Below are 15,066 nucleotides of genomic sequence, written 5' to 3' on the forward strand. Positions count from 1 at the left end.
CTGCTCACACGCGTGGGAGCGGGATGTCGGGGCGCTCCGAGCGAGCCGGTCCGTGCTCCACGTAGTCGGCGGCGAACCGCATGCCCGCCTGGTACGCCTCGATCCGCGCGCGGCCGATCTCGGCCTCGATGTCCCCGGGGTTGAGTTCCTCGGCCAACGAACGCACCTCCGCCAGGCGACGGTTGGTCACCTCGTCCATGTCCGCTCCTGTCCTTCCGCATCGGCTCACCCCTGATCCTCGCCACTCCTGGCCGGGTTTGCACGATCGGGTGGCTGAATACGCCCGGACCAGGCCCGATACCGCACCGAGCGCGACCGGCGCACTGCGCTCGGTGACCACCGGACGGTCGTCCGGCACGAATCCGGTGAGCGGCGTCGGGTCGAGCACATCACCTCGATCAGGACCGGGTGCTTCGGCGAGGATGGGCGCCGGACCTCATCCGGCACGGCGGCACCGGCGTGCCCACGAGCAACGGAGCGACTAGTCGATGAGCAACGCCAAGGGCAGGCTGGACCTGGACGTCGCCGGGCACACCGCGTGGATCACGATCGACAACCCGGACCGCCGCAACGCCATGACGGCGAGCATGTGGCGGCAGGTCCCGGAGTTGCTGGGCGCGGTCGCCGACGATCCCGCGGCGCGCGTCGTGGTGCTGACCGGGGCCGGCGGCACGTTCTGCGCCGGGGCCGACATCTCGGAGCTGCACGCCATCGAGGGCGCGGCGGAGAACCCGACGGTGGCCGCCGAGCGCGCCCTGGTCGACTTCCCGCTGCCCACCATCGCGCTGGTCAACGGGCTGTGCATCGGTGGTGGCTGCCAGCTCGCCGCGGCCTGCGACATCCGCGTCTCGGCGGCTTCGGCGACCTTCGGCATCACCCCGGCCAAGCTCGGCATCGTCTACCCGCCGTCGAGCATCGCCCGCCTCACCGAGCTCGTCGGCCCGTCGGCGGCGAAGCTGCTGCTGTTCTCGGCGGACTTCTTCGACGCCGCGCACGCGCTGCGGATGCGCTTGGTGGACGAGGTCGTCGACGACCCCCGGGCGCGGGTGGACGAGCTGGCAGCCACCATCGCCTCCCGTTCCCAGCTCACGGTCCGCGCGTCTAAGGAGCTCGTCGACCTCGCCCAGCGCGGCCTGCCCCTTGGGGAGCGGGCCGGACAGTGGCAGCAGAGGTCGGCCGAAGCGGGTGAGAGCGCCGAGGGAATCGCCGCCTTCCTCGATCGCCGCCAACCGGAGTTCCCGTACCGCTGAGGTCCACATCGGACAGCGGTACCTTGGTCGCGGACCGGCGGCTACGTCGAGGGGAGTACGCGGATGTGCGCTTCCGGGCCGACTCCCCGCGAGGCCGGGTCGGCGAGAATCCACCGCATGCGGGCATTGCGATCGTGGAGCGCGGACGCGGCACTCGCCGTGGTGATCACGCTGGTCGGGCTGGTGGGCACCACCATCGCCAACCGGTGGTCGGACACCGCGATCCGGCCGCTGGACGCCCTCGGGCTCGTCATGGTGGCCGCCGCGGGCCTGAGCCTGGTGCTGCGCCGCAGGCAGCCCGTGGTCACCGCCGGCGCGGTCGCGCTGCTGACCTCGACCTACCTGGTGCTGGGCTACACCTACGGCCCGATCATGCTGTCGCTGGTCGTGGCGGTCTACTCGCTGGCCCGGCACCGGCCGCCGTCGACGTCCGCGCCGGTCGCGCTGGGCGTGCTCGTGGTGCTGCTGGTGCACGTCTTCACCACCGGCTCCGGGCTTCCGAGCCTGCTCGGGGTGATCCCCGGTTCGGCGTGGGTGGCCGTGCCGTTCGCCATCGGCAGCGTCCTGCGCGTGCAGCGCGAGGCGGCGGAGCGGGACCGGGCCGAGCAGCTGCGCCAGCGCGTCGACGACGAGCGGTTGCGCATCGCGCAAGAGGTCCACGACGTCGTCGGTCACGGGCTGGCCGCGATCAAGATGCAGGCCGATGTCGCGCTGCACGTGCTGGCGAAGAAGCCGGAACAGGCCGAGGTGGCGCTGGAAGCGATCAGCCGGACCAGCAGCGACGCGCTCGACGAGCTGCGCGCGACGCTGGCGGTGGTGCGCCGTTCAGACGTGCAGGCGCCGGGCCTGGCCCGGCTGGAGGACCTGCTGCAGCGCATGCGGGAAGCCGGGTTGACCGTCGAGCTGAGCACCGCCGGGCAGTCCCGGCAGCTGCCACCGGTGGTGGACCTGACCGGCTACCGGATCCTGCAGGAATCGCTGACCAACGTGCTGCGCCACAGCGGCGACAAGCGCGCCGAGGTGACCGTCGAGTACGCCGCGGACGCCGTGGTCCTCACCATCACCAACCCGCTGTCCGGACCCGTCGGCGGTGGTGGTGGACTCGGGCTGCCCGGCATGCGGCAGCGGGTCGCATCGCTGGGCGGTGAGTTCACCGCCGGTCCCACCGAGGACCGCAGGTTCACCGTCCACGCCCGCCTGCCCACCGGAGGAACCGGATGATCTCCGTGCTGATCGTCGACGACCAGGACCTGGTGCGCATCGGGCTGCGCACCCTGATCGACAGCGAGGACGACCTGATCTGCGCCGGGGAGGCCGCCGACGGGCTGGCCGCGGTGGCCGCGGCGCGCGAGCACCGGCCGGACGTGGTCCTGATGGACGTGCGGATGGCCGGGGTCGACGGTCTCGAAGCCACCCGGCGCATCACCGCCGATCCCGAGCTCGCCGCGACCAGGGTGATCGTGCTGACCACCTTCGAGATCGACGAGTACGTCTTCAGCGCGCTGCGCGCCGGGGCCAGCGGTTTCCTGCTCAAGGACACCAAGCCGGTCGACCTGCTGCGCGCGATCCGGCTGGTCGCCGCGGGCGATGCGCTGCTCGCGCCGTCGGCGACGCGCCAGCTGGTCCGCGAGTTCGTCTCGATGCAGCCGCGCGCCCGCCGTCCGCACCCGCAGCTGCACACGCTCACCGAGCGCGAGCGGGAAGTGCTCGGCCTGGTCGCCGAGGGGCTCAACAACGAGGAGATCGCCGAGCGGCTGGTGGTCAGCCCGGCCACCGCGCGCACGCACGTGAGCCGCGCGATGGTCAAGCTCGGTGCGCGGGACCGGGCGCAGCTGGTCGTGTTCGCCTACCAGTCCGGCCTCGCCGACTGATCGTCCACACAGGACTGACCGGTTCCGATCTCGCGAAAACCACTTCGCCCGCGCGAGCCGATCGGTCAGAATCGGACTGTGTTCGTCACCGTCACCACCACGCACGAGCCTGCGACCGACCTGGGCCACCTGCTGCACAAACATCCCGGCAGAGCGCAGGAGTTCCCGGTCGCCGGCGGGACCGCGCACGTCTTCTACCCGGTCGCCGGGCAGGCGGAGTGCACGGCCGCGCTGCTGCTCGACGTCGACCCGGTCGGCCTGGTGCGCGGCAAGCACAACGATTCCTTCGCACTGGGCCAGTACGTCAACGACCGGCCCTACGCGGCGGGTTCGCTGCTCGCGGTGGCACTGGGCTCGGTGTTCCGGACGGCGCTGAACGGTCGCTGCGACGCGCGGCCCGAGCTGGCCGCCACCGAGATCCCGCTGCAGATCCGGATTCCAGCACTGCCCTGCCGCGGCGGCGCGGCGCTGGCGGCCCGGCTGTTCGAGCCGCTGGGCTGGCAGGTCGAGGCCACGCCGATCCCGCTGGATCCGCAGCTGCCGGACGCGGGCGATTCGCGTTACGTCGACCTGCGGCTGTCCGGGAACCTGCGGCTCGCCGACGCGCTCAAGCACCTGTACGTGCTGATCCCGGTGCTGGACGACGCCAAGCACTACTGGGTCACCGGTGACGAGGTGGACAAGCTGCTGCGCGCCGGCGACGGCTGGCTGGCCGAGCACCCGGAGCGGGAGCTGATCAGCCACCGCTACCTCGCGCACCGCAAGTCCTACGTCCGCTCCGCGTTGGCGCAGCTCGCCGAGAGCGGCGACGCCGAAGGCGAACTGGACAACGCCCTGGCCGAACCTGTGGTCTCCGAAGTCCCCGAGGCCGAGGTGCCGCTGGCCGTGCAGCGGCGCCGCAGTGTGCTCGCCGTGCTCAAGGCCAGCGGCGCGCGCCGCGTGCTGGATCTGGGCTGCGGTGGCGGGGCGCTGCTGAGCGATCTGGTGAAGGAACCGTCGTTCACCGAGATCGTCGGCGTGGACGTCTCGGCGCGTGCCCTGGAGCTTGCGGAACGGCGCTTCGAGCGGCTGCCCGAGCGCCAGCGCGAACGGCTCGTGCTGCGGCAGTCCGCGCTGACCTACGTCGACGCCGAGCTCGCCGGTTACGACGCCGCGGTGCTGATGGAGGTCGTCGAGCACGTCGACCCGAGCAGGCTGGCCGCGCTGGAGCACGCGGTGTTCGCCGCCGCCCGGCCGCGCACCGTCGTGGTGACCACCCCGAACGTGGAGTGCAACGTGCGATTCGAAAACCTGCCCGCCGGGCGGTTCCGGCACCCCGACCACCGGTTCGAGTGGACCCGGGCGCAGTTCCAGGAGTGGGCGGGCGGAGTCGCCGAGCGGCACGGCTGCACCGTCGAGCACCTGCCGGTCGGGCCGGTGGACCCGCAGGTCGGGGCGCCGACGCAGCTGGCCGTGTTCACCAGGGCGGAGGTGTCCGCATGAGACTCTCCATTCCGGACATGTCCCTGGTGGTGCTCATCGGCGCCTCCGGCTCGGGCAAGTCGACGTTCGCCCGCACCCACTTCGCGCCGACCCAGGTGCTCTCCAGCGACTTCTTCCGCGGTCTGGTCGCCGATGACGAGAACGACCAGTCGGCCAGCGCCGCCGCCTTCGACGCGCTGCACTACGTCGCGGGCAAGCGGCTGGCGGCCGGCCGGATGACGGTGATCGACGCGACGAACGTGCAGCGCAGCGCGCGGTCCACACTGGTCGAGCTGGCCAGGAAACACCACGTGCTGCCGGTGGCGATCGTGCTCGACCTGCCCGAGTCGGTATGCCTGGCGCGCAACGCCGAACGCTCCGACCGCGACTTCGGGCCGGGCGTCGTGCGCAAGCACCGGGCCGAACTGCGGGGCTCGCTGAAATCGCTGCAGCGCGAGGGTTTCCGCCGCGTGCACGTGCTGCGCAGCGTCGAGGAGGTCGAGGCCGCCGGCATCGAGGTGGTCCCGCTGCTCAACGACAAGCGCGCCGAGACCGGGCCGTTCGACGTGATCGGCGACGTGCACGGTTGCCGGGCCGAGCTGGAGGAGCTGCTCGGCGAGCTGGGCTACGCCGTCGAGCGCGACGCCGAGCAGCGGGCGATCGGTGCGCACCACCCGGAGGGCAGGCGTGCGGTGTTCGTCGGTGACCTGGTCGACCGCGGCCCGGACACCCCGGGTGTGCTGCGCCTGATCATGGGCATGGCCGCGGCGGGCACCGCGCTGGTGGTGTGCGGCAACCACGACGACAAGCTGGCGCGCGCACTGCGCGGGCGCAACGTCAAGATCGCGCACGGGCTCGCCGAGTCCTTGGCGCAGCTGTCGGCCGAACCGGCGGACTTCCGCAAGCAGGTCGAGGAGTTCTGCGGCGGGCTGGTCGCGCACTACGTGCTCGACGGCGGCAAGCTCGTGGTCGCCCACGCCGGGCTTCCCGAGCGCTACCACGGCCGGGCGTCGGGCACCGTGCGCGGCTTCGCGCTCTACGGCGAGACCACCGGGGAGACCGACGAGTACGGGCTGCCGGTGCGCTACCCGTGGGCCGAGGAGTACCGGGGCCGGGCGATGGTGCTCTACGGCCACACGCCGACCCCCGAAGCCGAGTGGATCAACGGCACCATGTGCCTGGACACCGGCTGCGTGTTCGGCGGCAAGCTGACCGCATTGCGCTACCCGGAGCGCGATCTCGTGTCGGTGCCCGCGCAGCGCGTCTGGTACGAGCCCTCGCGCCCGTTCCCGGCCACCGGCGAGCTGTCCCCGGCGCCGCGGCGCGATCCCGGCGTGCTCGACCTCGACGACGTCGCCGGGCGGCGGAGCGTGGAGACCCGCCACCACGGCCGGATCGCGATCCAGCCCGAGCGCGCGGCAGCGGCGCTGGAGGTGATGAGCCGGTTCGCGATCGACCCGCGGTGGCTGCTGTACCTGCCGCCGACGATGTCGCCGGTCGCCACCTCGAAGCGGCCCGATGTGCTGGAGCACCCGGAGGAGGCGTTCGCCGGCTACCGCGCGGCCGGGGTGCAGGACGTGCTGTGCGAGGAGAAGCACATGGGCTCCCGCGCGGTCGTCCTGGTGCGCCGGGACGATTCGGCCGGGCGGTTCGGCATCGAAGGGCCCGGCGTGGTGCACACCCGGACCGGGCGGCCGTTCTTCGCCGCCGAGCAGGAGTCGGAGCTGCTCGCAGGGGTGCGCGCAGCAGTGACCTCGGCGGGGCTGTGGGAGGAGCTGGAAAGCGACTGGCTGCTGCTGGATGCCGAGCTGATGCCGTGGAGCGCCAAGGCCGGTGCGCTGATCACCGAGCAGTACGCCTCGGTCGGAGCCGCCGCCGAAGCGGCGCTGCCGCCCGCGCTCGATGCGCTGACCGCGGCGACCGAGCGAGGTGTCGACGTGTCGGCTCTGCTGGCGAAGACCAGCGCCCGGGCGGACAACGCCAGCGCATACCGGGAGGCCTACCGCCGCTACTGCTGGCCCACCGAGGGCTTGCGCGGTGTGCGGCTGGCGCCGTTCCAGCTGCTGGCCACCGAGGGCCGGACCTACCACGACCGCGAGCACGGCTGGCACCTCGCGCTGGCCGACCGGCTGGTGCAGGCCGACCCAGAGCTGTTCGCCACGACCCGCCGCTTCGCGGTGGACACCACCGACCCGGCTTCCACGGCCGCGGGCACCGCGTGGTGGGAGGAGCTGACCGGAGCCGGTGGCGAGGGCATGGTGGTCAAGCCGGCGGGCAACCTCACCAGGGGCAAGCGCGGTCTCGTGCAGCCGGGCACGAAGGTGCGCGGGCGGGAGTACCTGCGGATCATCTACGGCCCCGACTACACCGAGCGGGCCAACCTCGACCGGTTGCGGCAGCGGGGCCTGGGCCGCAAGCGCGGGCTGGCGAGCCGCGAGTACGCGCTGGGCCTGGAAGGACTGGAGCGGCTGGCCCGCGGTGAACCGCTGTGGCGGGTGCACGAGTGCGTTTTCGCCGTGCTGGCCCTGGAGTCCGAGCCGGTGGACCCGCGGCTGTAGCGCCTCACCGCAGGTCGCGCAGCAGGCGTTTGAGGATCTTCCCGGAGGGGTTGCGCGGCAGGTCGGTGCGGAACTCGACCTGCCGGGGCCGCTTGTAGTTGGCCAAGCGGTCCCGGCAGTGCGCCATGACCTGCTCGGCGGACAGTTCCCCGCTGCCGACGACGAACGCCTTGCCTACCTCGCCGAGGCGTTCGTCGGGCACGCCCACCACGGCGACCTCCACGACGCCGTCCAGCCGGGCCAGCACCTGCTCGACCTCGGCCGGGTAGACGTTGAAGCCGCCGCAGATGTACATGTCCTTGAGCCGGTCGGTGATGCTCAGGTAGCCGCGCTCGTCCAGCGTTCCGACGTCACCGGTGCGCAGCCAGCCGCCGGGGCCGATCGCCTGCTCCGTGGCCGCTTCGTCGTCGAGGTAGCCCAGCATGACGTTGTCCCCGCGCACCTGGATCTCCCCCGCCTCTCCAGCGGGTTTCGCGGTGCCGTCCGAGCCGGCGATCCGGACTTCCAGGCCGGCCGCGGCGCGGCCGCAGGTGCGGGCCACGGTCTCGTCGTCGTCCTCCGGCCGGCACATCGTCGCCACGACCGCCTCGGTCAGCCCGTAGGCGGTGAGCACGGTGTCGAAGCTCAGCTCCCGCTGCATCCGCTCCACCAGGACCACCGGGACGGTGGCCGCGCCGGTCACCGCTAGCCGCAGGCTCGTCAGGTCCCGGCTCCCGCGGTCGGCGTGGTCGAGCATCGACTGGTAGATGGTCGGCGGCCCGGGCAGCACCGTGATCCGGTCGGCCTCGACGCGCCGGAGCACTTCGGCGACGTCGAAGGTCGGTTGCGGCAGCAGCGCGGCGCCGCTGAGCAGGCAGGCCAGGATCCCGGCCTTGTAGCCGAAGCTGTGGAAGAACGGGTTGATCACCAGGTAGCGGTCGTCGCTGGTCAGCGCGCCGTGCTCGACCCAGGCGCGGGCGACGCCGAGGGCCTGGCGGTGCGCGCTCATCGCGCCCTTGCTGCGCCCGGTCGTGCCCGAGGTGAACAGGATGTCGCTGACGTCGTCGGGCGTGACCGCGGCGGCCGTCTCATCAGCCCGCTCCGGCGGCACCGCGGCCGCCAGCTCGTCGAGGTCGCTCCAGCGGCGGGTGCCCGGCACCGGTTCCAGCTCGCCTTCGACCGGGATGCGGATGGTGGTGCGCAGCTGGTCGAGCGGCCCGTCGTTGGCGGCGTGGATCTGCGCCAGCCGGTCGGTGCCCAGGAACTCCCCGGCGATCACCAGCGCCCGGGCCCGCGAGCGGCGGATCACGTCGAGGCTCTCGGCGCCGGTGAACCGGGTGTTGACCGGCACCAGCGTCGCGCCCGCGTACTGCGCGCCGAGCGCGGCCAGCACCCAGTGGTGGGTGTTCGGCGAGCACAGCGCGACCCGGTCGCCGGGCCGGACGCCTTCGGCTATGAGCGCACGAGCCACCGTCCGCACCCGCTCCAGCAGTTGCGCGAAGTCGAGCCGGACCGGCCCGTCGAGCACCGCGGTCGAATCCGGAAAGCGCTGTGCGGCAACGCCGATCGCCGCGGGAATGGTGAACGGCTCGCTGCCGGGCACGGGACCACCTCCAAGCAAGTGCTTGGTAAGCTAACCTCCCGAGCGCTTGCTTGGCCAGAGTCCGCGGCCGATTTCGGCGCCGAACGCCCTACTGGCCGATCGGGACGTAGTCGGACCAGACGGTGTCGCTGAGCTTGACCTTGGCGTCCCAGAGCTCGACCTTGAACCGCACCCGGCCCTTCTCGCTCAGGTCGAAGTTGCAGTCGACCGGGTCGCCCTGGGAGTTGGTGTCCTTGCACTCCACCACCCGGCCGTAGTCGGTCTCGGCGACCGTCTTGATCCACATGCCGTCCTTGCTGGTGTCGTGGGCGAACAAGTGGTCGCCGATCGCCTCGAAGCAGCCGCTACCGCGCGTCTCCCCCTGGTAGCTGATCGTCTGGCACCACTTGGTCTGCTTCGGCTCCGCCGGCTTGGTCTCCGGATCCCCGCCCGGCTCGGTCTCCTCGGACACCGACTGCTCCACCGGCGGCAGCTCGGCCGGCGGTTCGGACGACGGGGCCCCGGTGGGCGGCGAGGTCGTCTCGCCCGTACCGCTCAGCGAAGTCGGGACCTCGACCGGGACGGCCTGGCCGGGTTCGGTGCGCATCGTGGTGGCGAGGGCGACCGCGCCCGCCACCACGGCCAGCGCCCCCACTCCCGCGGCCACGTACGGCCAGCGGACCCGGCGACGCGGCGCGGCGGGCGGCATCACGAACGCGGCCGGCATCGCGGTCACGCTGGTCAGCGCCTGGCGGGCGGCCCGGGCCAGCTCGCCTGCGCTGGCGTAGCGGTCAGCCGGGTTCTTCGCCATGCCGCGGGCGACGATGTGGTCGAACTCGCCAGGGATGTCATCGCGGGCGGCCGTGGGCAGCGGCGGCTGGTGGTTGAGGTGCGCGTTGATCAGCGAGGCGGCCGTCTCGCCCTCGAACGGCTTGCCGCCGGTCAGGCACTGGTAGAGCACGCAGGCCAGCGAGTACACGTCCGCCCGGTGGTCCACCGGGCCGTCGTCGAAGCGCTCCGGGGCCATGTAGGCGAGGGTGCCCACGGTGTAGCCGGTGGAGGTCAGGCTCGCCGAGGCCCGCAGCGACGCGGCGATGCCGAAGTCGACCAGGTAGGCGAAGCCGTTCTCGCCGACCAGGATGTTGGACGGCTTGACGTCGCGGTGCACCAGGCCTTCGGCGTGCGCGGCGTCCAGGGCCTGCGCGATCTGCTCCAGGACGATCACCGCGTCGGCCGGGCGCATGGGGCCGTTGGCCGCCAGCAGCGAGCCGACGTCGCTGCCCTCCACCAGCCGCATGTCCAGGTAGAGGCGGCCGTCGATCTCGCCGTAGGCGTGGATCGGGATGACGTGCGGTTCGCGCAGCCGGCCCGCCGCGTGCGCCTCCTGCTTGAACCGGTCGCGGAACTCCTCGTCGGCGGCGAGGTTCGCCGCCAGCAGTTTGAGCGCGACGACTCGGTCGTGGCGGGTGTCGTAGGCGCGCAGGATCTCTCCCATGCCACCCCGCGCGATCAATCCCTCCACGCGGTACGGGCCGAACTGCCACTTCACGGTGCGCAACTCCTCTGACCGACGTCCGGGTCATCCTATTGGGCGACGTGCGGCACGCGGAACGCCCCGAAGTCCGGGCGATCCGCCACCGACGGTGAACATTCCGCTACGAAACCACCACCCCCGCTTCATTCGCCGCACCGGGCCTGCTAGAAGAAGTGGATCATGCTGTGAAGGCCCCGGCTGCCGAAAGGACGAGTCCCCGATGTCGACCGACACGACGGACGCACGCAAGATCGATCGCGGCGAGGAGCTGGGCGGCTGCCCGGTCAGCCGGGGCGCCGACGGGGTCTGGCTGGTCCGCGGCCACGCCGCCGCGCGCGCCGCGCTGCGCAGCACCGACACCGTCCAGGCCGGCCTGGGCGTGGAGACCGTCGAGAAGATGCCCGGCAAGATCCGCCGCCCGGTGCTCTACCGGGACGGGCCCGAGCACCGCGAGCACCGGCGGCAGACCGCCAAGTACTTCACGCCGCGCCGGGTCGACGAGGCCTACCGGGGCATCATGGAGCGGGTCACCGACGAGCAGCTGGCCAAGCTCCGCCACCAGGGCCACGCGCAGCTCTCGGAGCTGAGCTTCGCCCTGTCCATCGACGTGGCGTGCGCGGTGATCGGGCTGACCGAGAGCCGTCCCGGCCTGGCCCAGCGGCTGGAGCGGTTCTTCCCGGAGGAGTTCGGCGAACCGGGTTTCACCAGCATCAACGGCCTGTACTGGGTGTGGCGGCAGGCCCGGAACTGGTCGAGCATCTTCTTCAACGACGTCCGCCCGGCGGTGCGCGCGCGGCGCGCGCAGCGGCGCGACGACCTGATCTCGCACCTGCTCGACGAGGGCTGCTCGGCGGCGGAGATCCTCGGCGAGTGCATCACCTTCGCCGCCGCGGGCATGATCACCACGCGGGAGTTCATCAACCTGTCGGCCTGGCACCTGTTCACCGACGAGGCGCTGCGCGAGCGCTACCAGGCCGCCGAGGAGCCCGAGCGGATCGCGATCCTTCACGAACTGCTGCGGCTGGAACCGGTGGTCGGGCACCTCAAGCGGCGCGCCACCGCGCCCGTCGAGCTGCCCGGCGAGGACGGCGAGACGGTCACCGTACCGGCCGGTGAGGTGATCGACGTCCAGGTCAGCGCCACCAACACCGACCAGCGCGCGGTCGGCGAGCAGCCGCTGGCGGTGTGCCCCGCGCGCCCGCTCACCGACGCCACCGCTCCGGGGATGTCCTTCGGGGACGGCGCGCACAAGTGCCCGGGCTCGAACGTCGCGATCCTGGAGACCGACGTGTTCCTCAGCAGGCTGTTCGCGCTGCCCGGGGTCGGGATGCGGACGCCGCCGCGCGTCTCCATGAACGAGGCGATCGGCGGCTACGAGCTGCGCGGCATGGTCGTCGAACTCCAGTAGTCGAGCGGGAGGGGCACCCGTCGCGGGTGCCCCTCCGCTGCGTCAGGACTCCGGCGTCTCGTCGGTCGGGACCGCGATGGGCCGCAGCCGGGCCCAGAGGACGAAGGTCGCGGCGAAGACGAGCATTCCGATGCCCGCCCACAGGTTGATGTTGATCCCGGCGGACTTCTCCACCGCCTCCGCGCCGGCGGTCGCACCGACGACGACCAGCACGGCGCCGTAGATGGCGAACAGCAGCGCGATCACCGTTCGGATGTCGAAAGCGCCCGCAGCGGGCTTGTTTTTCACCATGTCGCTTCCTCGGTCAGGCGAAGACGATGTTGAGAGCGATGACCAGGATCAGGGCGATACCCGCCAGCAGACCGGGCCGCCGGTACCAGCCGGCGTCCTCACCACTGGTAGCCGCCTGCCGCGCCGACCGCGGCGTCAGCGAATACACCAGCCCCGCCAGCTCGGCCTCCGGCTTGGGCCGCGTCACCAGACTGACCACCACGCTGACCACGATGTCGACCACGAACGCCACCCCGGCACCCACGAAACTCGCGCCCTGCCCCGGCAGATCCAGCACCCCGGTCTCGGCCAGCCCGAAGACCACCACCGCCGAGACCGTGCCCACCACCAGACCCGCCCACCCCGCGTGCGGGGTCATCCGCTTCCAGAACATCCCCAGGATGAACGTCGCGAACAACGGCGCGTTGAAGAACGAGAACAACTGCTGCAGATAATCCATCAGGTTCGCATAACCCGAAGCGATGAACGCCGTGCCGACCGCCGCCACCGTCGCCCCGACGGTCACCCACCGGCCCATGTTCAGGTAATACCGGTCATCCCGGTCCCGCACCACATACGACTGCCAGATGTCGTAGGTGAACACCGTGTTGAACGACGACAGGTTCGCCGCCATCCCCGCCATGAACGACGCCAGCAACCCCGCCAGCGCGATCCCCAGAATCCCGTTCGGCAGCAGATCCCGCATCAGCAGCAAGATCGCATCGTTGTAGCTGACCCCCGCACCCTCCGGCGCCCCCGCCTGCTTGTAGGCACCCAGCTCCGGGATCACCACCGCCGCGATCATCCCCGGAATGATCACGATGAACGGGATGAACATCTTCGGGAACGCCCCGATGATCGGCGTCCGCTGCGCCGCCGACATGCTCTTGGACGCCATCGCCCGCTGCACCTCGACGAAATTCGTCGTCCAGTACCCGAACGACAGCACGAACCCCAACCCGAACACCAACCCCACCACGCTCCACACCGGATTGGCGAACCCGGTCAGCTCCGTACCCGGCCACGCCGAAAGCTGCTCCGCGCCACCCGGACCCGCCGAGATCTTCTCCACCAGACCCCGCACCCCACCGACCTTCACCAACCCCACGATCGTCAACGGCAACAACGCCGCCACGATCACGAAGAACTGCAACACCTCGTTGTAGATCGCCGCCGACAACCCGCCCAGCGCCGTGTAGGACAACACGATCGCCGCCGCGCACAACACCGACACCCACAACGGCCACCCCAGCAACGCATTCACGATACTGGCCAGCAAATACAGATTCACCCCGGCGATCAGCACCTGCGCCACCGCGAACGACACACCGTTCACCAAATGCGCCGCACGACCAAAACGCCGCAACATGAACTCCGGGACACTACGGACCTTCGACCCGTAGTAGAACGGCATCATCACCACGCCCAGAAACAGCATGGCAGGCACCGCACCGACCCAGAAATAATGCATCGTCGGCATCCCGTACTGCGCACCATTGGCCGACATGCCAATGATCTCGATCGCACCCAGATTGGCCGAGATGAACGCCAACCCCGTCACCCACGCGGGCAACGCGCGCCCCGACAAGAAAAAGTCCAGACTCGTCGACACCGCACGCCGCGCCACATAACCAATACCCAGCACGAAAACGAAGTACAACGCCAACAACACATAATCAACGGCATTCGCGTCCAACAGCCGGCCCTGGGCCAGCACCGACGCGCCCGCCCATCCCTGAGCGTCCACAGTGGTCCCTCTTTCCAGCGCGATGACGGCGCTGCACCCGCCAAGCCCGGACGCGGCGACCGACCAGCACCGTGCGCAATATGTTGTCCGCGGCAACATACCACCGGCCACCGGCGCGGAGAAGCTCGCTGAATCGATCAATCAACGCCGCCGTGACCGCATCGCAACGCGCCGTTTTCACCTGCGGCGCAACGCATTCCGCCGAACGGCTCAGCGGTTGGCGAGCACCTGCTCGAAGGCGAGCTCGGCGGCGCCGAGCAGCTTGCCGTCGCCGCCCAGCGAGGAGGTGACGAGCTTGGTGCCGCCCATCGCCCGGCTGACCAGGCTCCGCTGCGCGAGCAGTCCGCCGACGTGGTCGAGCAGCGTGCGCGGCAGCGCGGTGAAGAGGTCACCCAGAACCACGAGTTGCGGGCTCAGCAGGTTCACCACGTTGCACAACCCGATGGTCAACCACTCCGCGAAGTCGCCGAGCCGCTCCAGTACCTCGTCCGGGTTCTGCGCCAGCGCGTGCAGTTCGGCGACGATGACACCACGCGCCGCGCCCTCCGGTAGCTCCAGCGCCCGGCTCAGCGCGTGCTCCCCCACCTCGGTCTCCCAGCAGCCTCGGCTCCCGCAGTAGCACTCGAGGCCGCCCGGCCGCACCACCATGTGCCCGAGCTCGCCGACGTAGCCGCCGCTGCCGCGCAGCGGCAGGCCACCGGAGATCACCCCACCGCCGACCCCGACACCGGCGCTGACGAAGACCGCGTCCGCCGCACCGCGAGCCGCGCCCCGCAGGTGTTCGGCGAGCACGCCGAGCTCGGCGTCGTTGCCGACCTCCACGCGCCTGCCGCCCAGCGCCTCGGACAACCACTGCCCCAGCGGCACGTCGCTCCAGTGCAGGTTCGGTGCCTCGCGCACCATGCCGTCCGCGCGCCGCACCACACCGGGCGCCGAGACGCCGACCGCGGCGATCGCGACGCCGGCCTCCTCGATGAGCACCGCGCTGCTGTCCACGATGCGGGTGAAGACCTCGTCGGGCGTGCGGGTTTCCGGGCGCAGGCTCCAGCTGCACCGGTTGAGGATCTCCCCGCCGAGCCCGATCAGCGCCATCGACACCTGCTCGACCCGCACGTCCACGGCCAGCGCCACCGCGGCGTGCGGCTGCGGCAGCACCAGCAGGGACGGACGTCCCGCGCCGCTGCGCTGAGCGGGCAGCCGCTCGACCACCAGGCCGTCGCCGACCAACTCGTCGACCAGCGCCTTGATGGTGCTGCGGTTGAGGCCCATCTCGGCGGCCAGCGCGGCTCTGGTGCACGGACCGCTGATGTGCAGCCGACGCAGCAGCACAGCCCGGTTGTGCTGGCGCACTTCATCGGGCCGCGCTCCCGCGGTTGGCGTCGTACTCACCTGGGCTGCGTCCTCCG

The 15,066-nt window shown here is 71.3% G+C and carries 12 protein-coding genes; 6 read left to right on the plus strand and 6 right to left on the minus strand.

The genetic code is table 11. The annotated features are described in order from the left end of the window. Nucleotides 1–4 precede the first annotated feature (4 nt). Nucleotides 5–199: a hypothetical protein gene (locus tag ATL45_RS33815; RefSeq protein ID WP_093161066.1), complete on the minus strand. Its 195-nt coding sequence runs from the start codon at nt 197–199 to the stop codon at nt 5–7. Between the two features lie 289 nt (nt 200–488). On the opposite strand from ATL45_RS33815, the gene ATL45_RS33820 reads away from it, so the two are divergent. The 5 genes from ATL45_RS33820 (at nt 489) to ATL45_RS33840 (ending at nt 7,140) form a co-directional block, all read left to right on the plus strand. Further along, nucleotides 489–1,250: an enoyl-CoA hydratase/isomerase family protein gene (locus ATL45_RS33820; protein WP_093161068.1), complete on the plus strand. Its 762-nt coding sequence runs from the start codon at nt 489–491 to the stop codon at nt 1,248–1,250. A 117-nt stretch (nt 1,251–1,367) separates the two neighbouring features. Continuing rightward, the gene (locus tag ATL45_RS33825; RefSeq protein WP_093161071.1) at nt 1,368–2,471 is read left to right on the plus strand and encodes a sensor histidine kinase; all 1,104 of its coding nucleotides are present in this window, start codon (nt 1,368–1,370) and stop codon (nt 2,469–2,471) included. Beyond that, nucleotides 2,468–3,121: a response regulator gene (locus ATL45_RS33830; protein WP_093161073.1), complete on the plus strand. Its 654-nt coding sequence runs from the start codon at nt 2,468–2,470 to the stop codon at nt 3,119–3,121. The genes ATL45_RS33825 and ATL45_RS33830 overlap by 4 nt, the downstream gene beginning before the upstream one ends. A 78-nt stretch (nt 3,122–3,199) precedes the next feature. Next, complete coding sequence (locus ATL45_RS33835) at nt 3,200–4,603, plus strand: 3' terminal RNA ribose 2'-O-methyltransferase Hen1 (protein ID WP_093161076.1); 1,404 nt, start codon at nt 3,200–3,202, stop codon at nt 4,601–4,603. Continuing rightward, a complete protein-coding gene (locus ATL45_RS33840) occupies nt 4,600–7,140 on the plus strand; it encodes a polynucleotide kinase-phosphatase (RefSeq protein ID WP_093161078.1) in 2,541 nt (846 codons plus the stop codon). The genes ATL45_RS33835 and ATL45_RS33840 overlap by 4 nt, the downstream gene beginning before the upstream one ends. Before the next feature lie 4 nt (nt 7,141–7,144). Here the strand turns inward: ATL45_RS33840 and ATL45_RS33845 are convergent, their stop codons facing one another. Together ATL45_RS33845 and ATL45_RS33850 are read right to left on the minus strand one after the other, a co-directional pair. After that, nucleotides 7,145–8,722, minus strand: a complete 1,578-nt coding sequence (locus tag ATL45_RS33845; protein WP_093161080.1) for a FadD3 family acyl-CoA ligase — start codon at nt 8,720–8,722, stop codon at nt 7,145–7,147. 88 nt (nt 8,723–8,810) lie between these two features. Then, entirely contained in the window at nt 8,811–10,250 is a 1,440-nt protein-coding gene (locus tag ATL45_RS33850) for a serine/threonine-protein kinase (protein ID WP_093161093.1), read from the minus strand. 205 nt (nt 10,251–10,455) lie between these two features. Here ATL45_RS33850 and ATL45_RS33855 point away from each other — a divergent pair, with 205 nt between their 5' ends. Continuing rightward, entirely contained in the window at nt 10,456–11,643 is a 1,188-nt protein-coding gene (locus ATL45_RS33855; RefSeq protein WP_093161082.1) for a cytochrome P450, read from the plus strand. A gap of 42 nt (nt 11,644–11,685) precedes the next feature. Here the strand turns inward: ATL45_RS33855 and ATL45_RS33860 are convergent, their stop codons facing one another. The 3 genes from ATL45_RS33860 to ATL45_RS33870 all read right to left on the minus strand — a co-directional run bounded on the left by ATL45_RS33860 (nt 11,686) and on the right by ATL45_RS33870 (nt 15,049). Further along, nucleotides 11,686–11,934 (minus strand): hypothetical protein, encoded by a 249-nt coding sequence (locus ATL45_RS33860; RefSeq protein WP_093161084.1) that lies wholly within the window; start codon nt 11,932–11,934, stop codon nt 11,686–11,688. Nucleotides 11,935–11,947: 13 nt separating this feature from the next. Next, nucleotides 11,948–13,660, minus strand: a complete 1,713-nt coding sequence (locus tag ATL45_RS33865) for a sodium:solute symporter family protein (protein ID WP_439332475.1) — start codon at nt 13,658–13,660, stop codon at nt 11,948–11,950. A gap of 210 nt (nt 13,661–13,870) precedes the next feature. Next, complete coding sequence (locus tag ATL45_RS33870) at nt 13,871–15,049, minus strand: ROK family transcriptional regulator (protein ID WP_093146807.1); 1,179 nt, start codon at nt 15,047–15,049, stop codon at nt 13,871–13,873. Nucleotides 15,050–15,066 lie beyond the last annotated feature (17 nt).

This window comes from Saccharopolyspora antimicrobica (assembly GCF_003635025.1).
GTDB classification, from domain to species: Bacteria; Actinomycetota; Actinomycetes; order Mycobacteriales; family Pseudonocardiaceae; genus Saccharopolyspora; species Saccharopolyspora antimicrobica.

Excerpts from the sequence above, each read along its gene's own strand:
- ATL45_RS33815 (WP_093161066.1), bottom strand. The coding sequence starts at position 199 with ATGGACGAGGTGACCAACCGTCGCCTGGCGGAGGTGCGTTCGTTGGCC.
- ATL45_RS33840 (WP_093161078.1), top strand. The coding sequence starts at position 4,600 with ATGAGACTCTCCATTCCGGACATGTCCCTGGTGGTGCTCATCGGCGCC.
- ATL45_RS33860 (WP_093161084.1), bottom strand. The coding sequence starts at position 11,934 with ATGGTGAAAAACAAGCCCGCTGCGGGCGCTTTCGACATCCGAACGGTG.
- ATL45_RS33855 (WP_093161082.1), top strand. The coding sequence starts at position 10,456 with ATGTCGACCGACACGACGGACGCACGCAAGATCGATCGCGGCGAGGAG.
- ATL45_RS33825 (WP_093161071.1), top strand. The coding sequence starts at position 1,368 with ATGCGGGCATTGCGATCGTGGAGCGCGGACGCGGCACTCGCCGTGGTG.
- ATL45_RS33820 (WP_093161068.1), top strand. The coding sequence starts at position 489 with ATGAGCAACGCCAAGGGCAGGCTGGACCTGGACGTCGCCGGGCACACC.
- ATL45_RS33830 (WP_093161073.1), top strand. The coding sequence starts at position 2,468 with ATGATCTCCGTGCTGATCGTCGACGACCAGGACCTGGTGCGCATCGGG.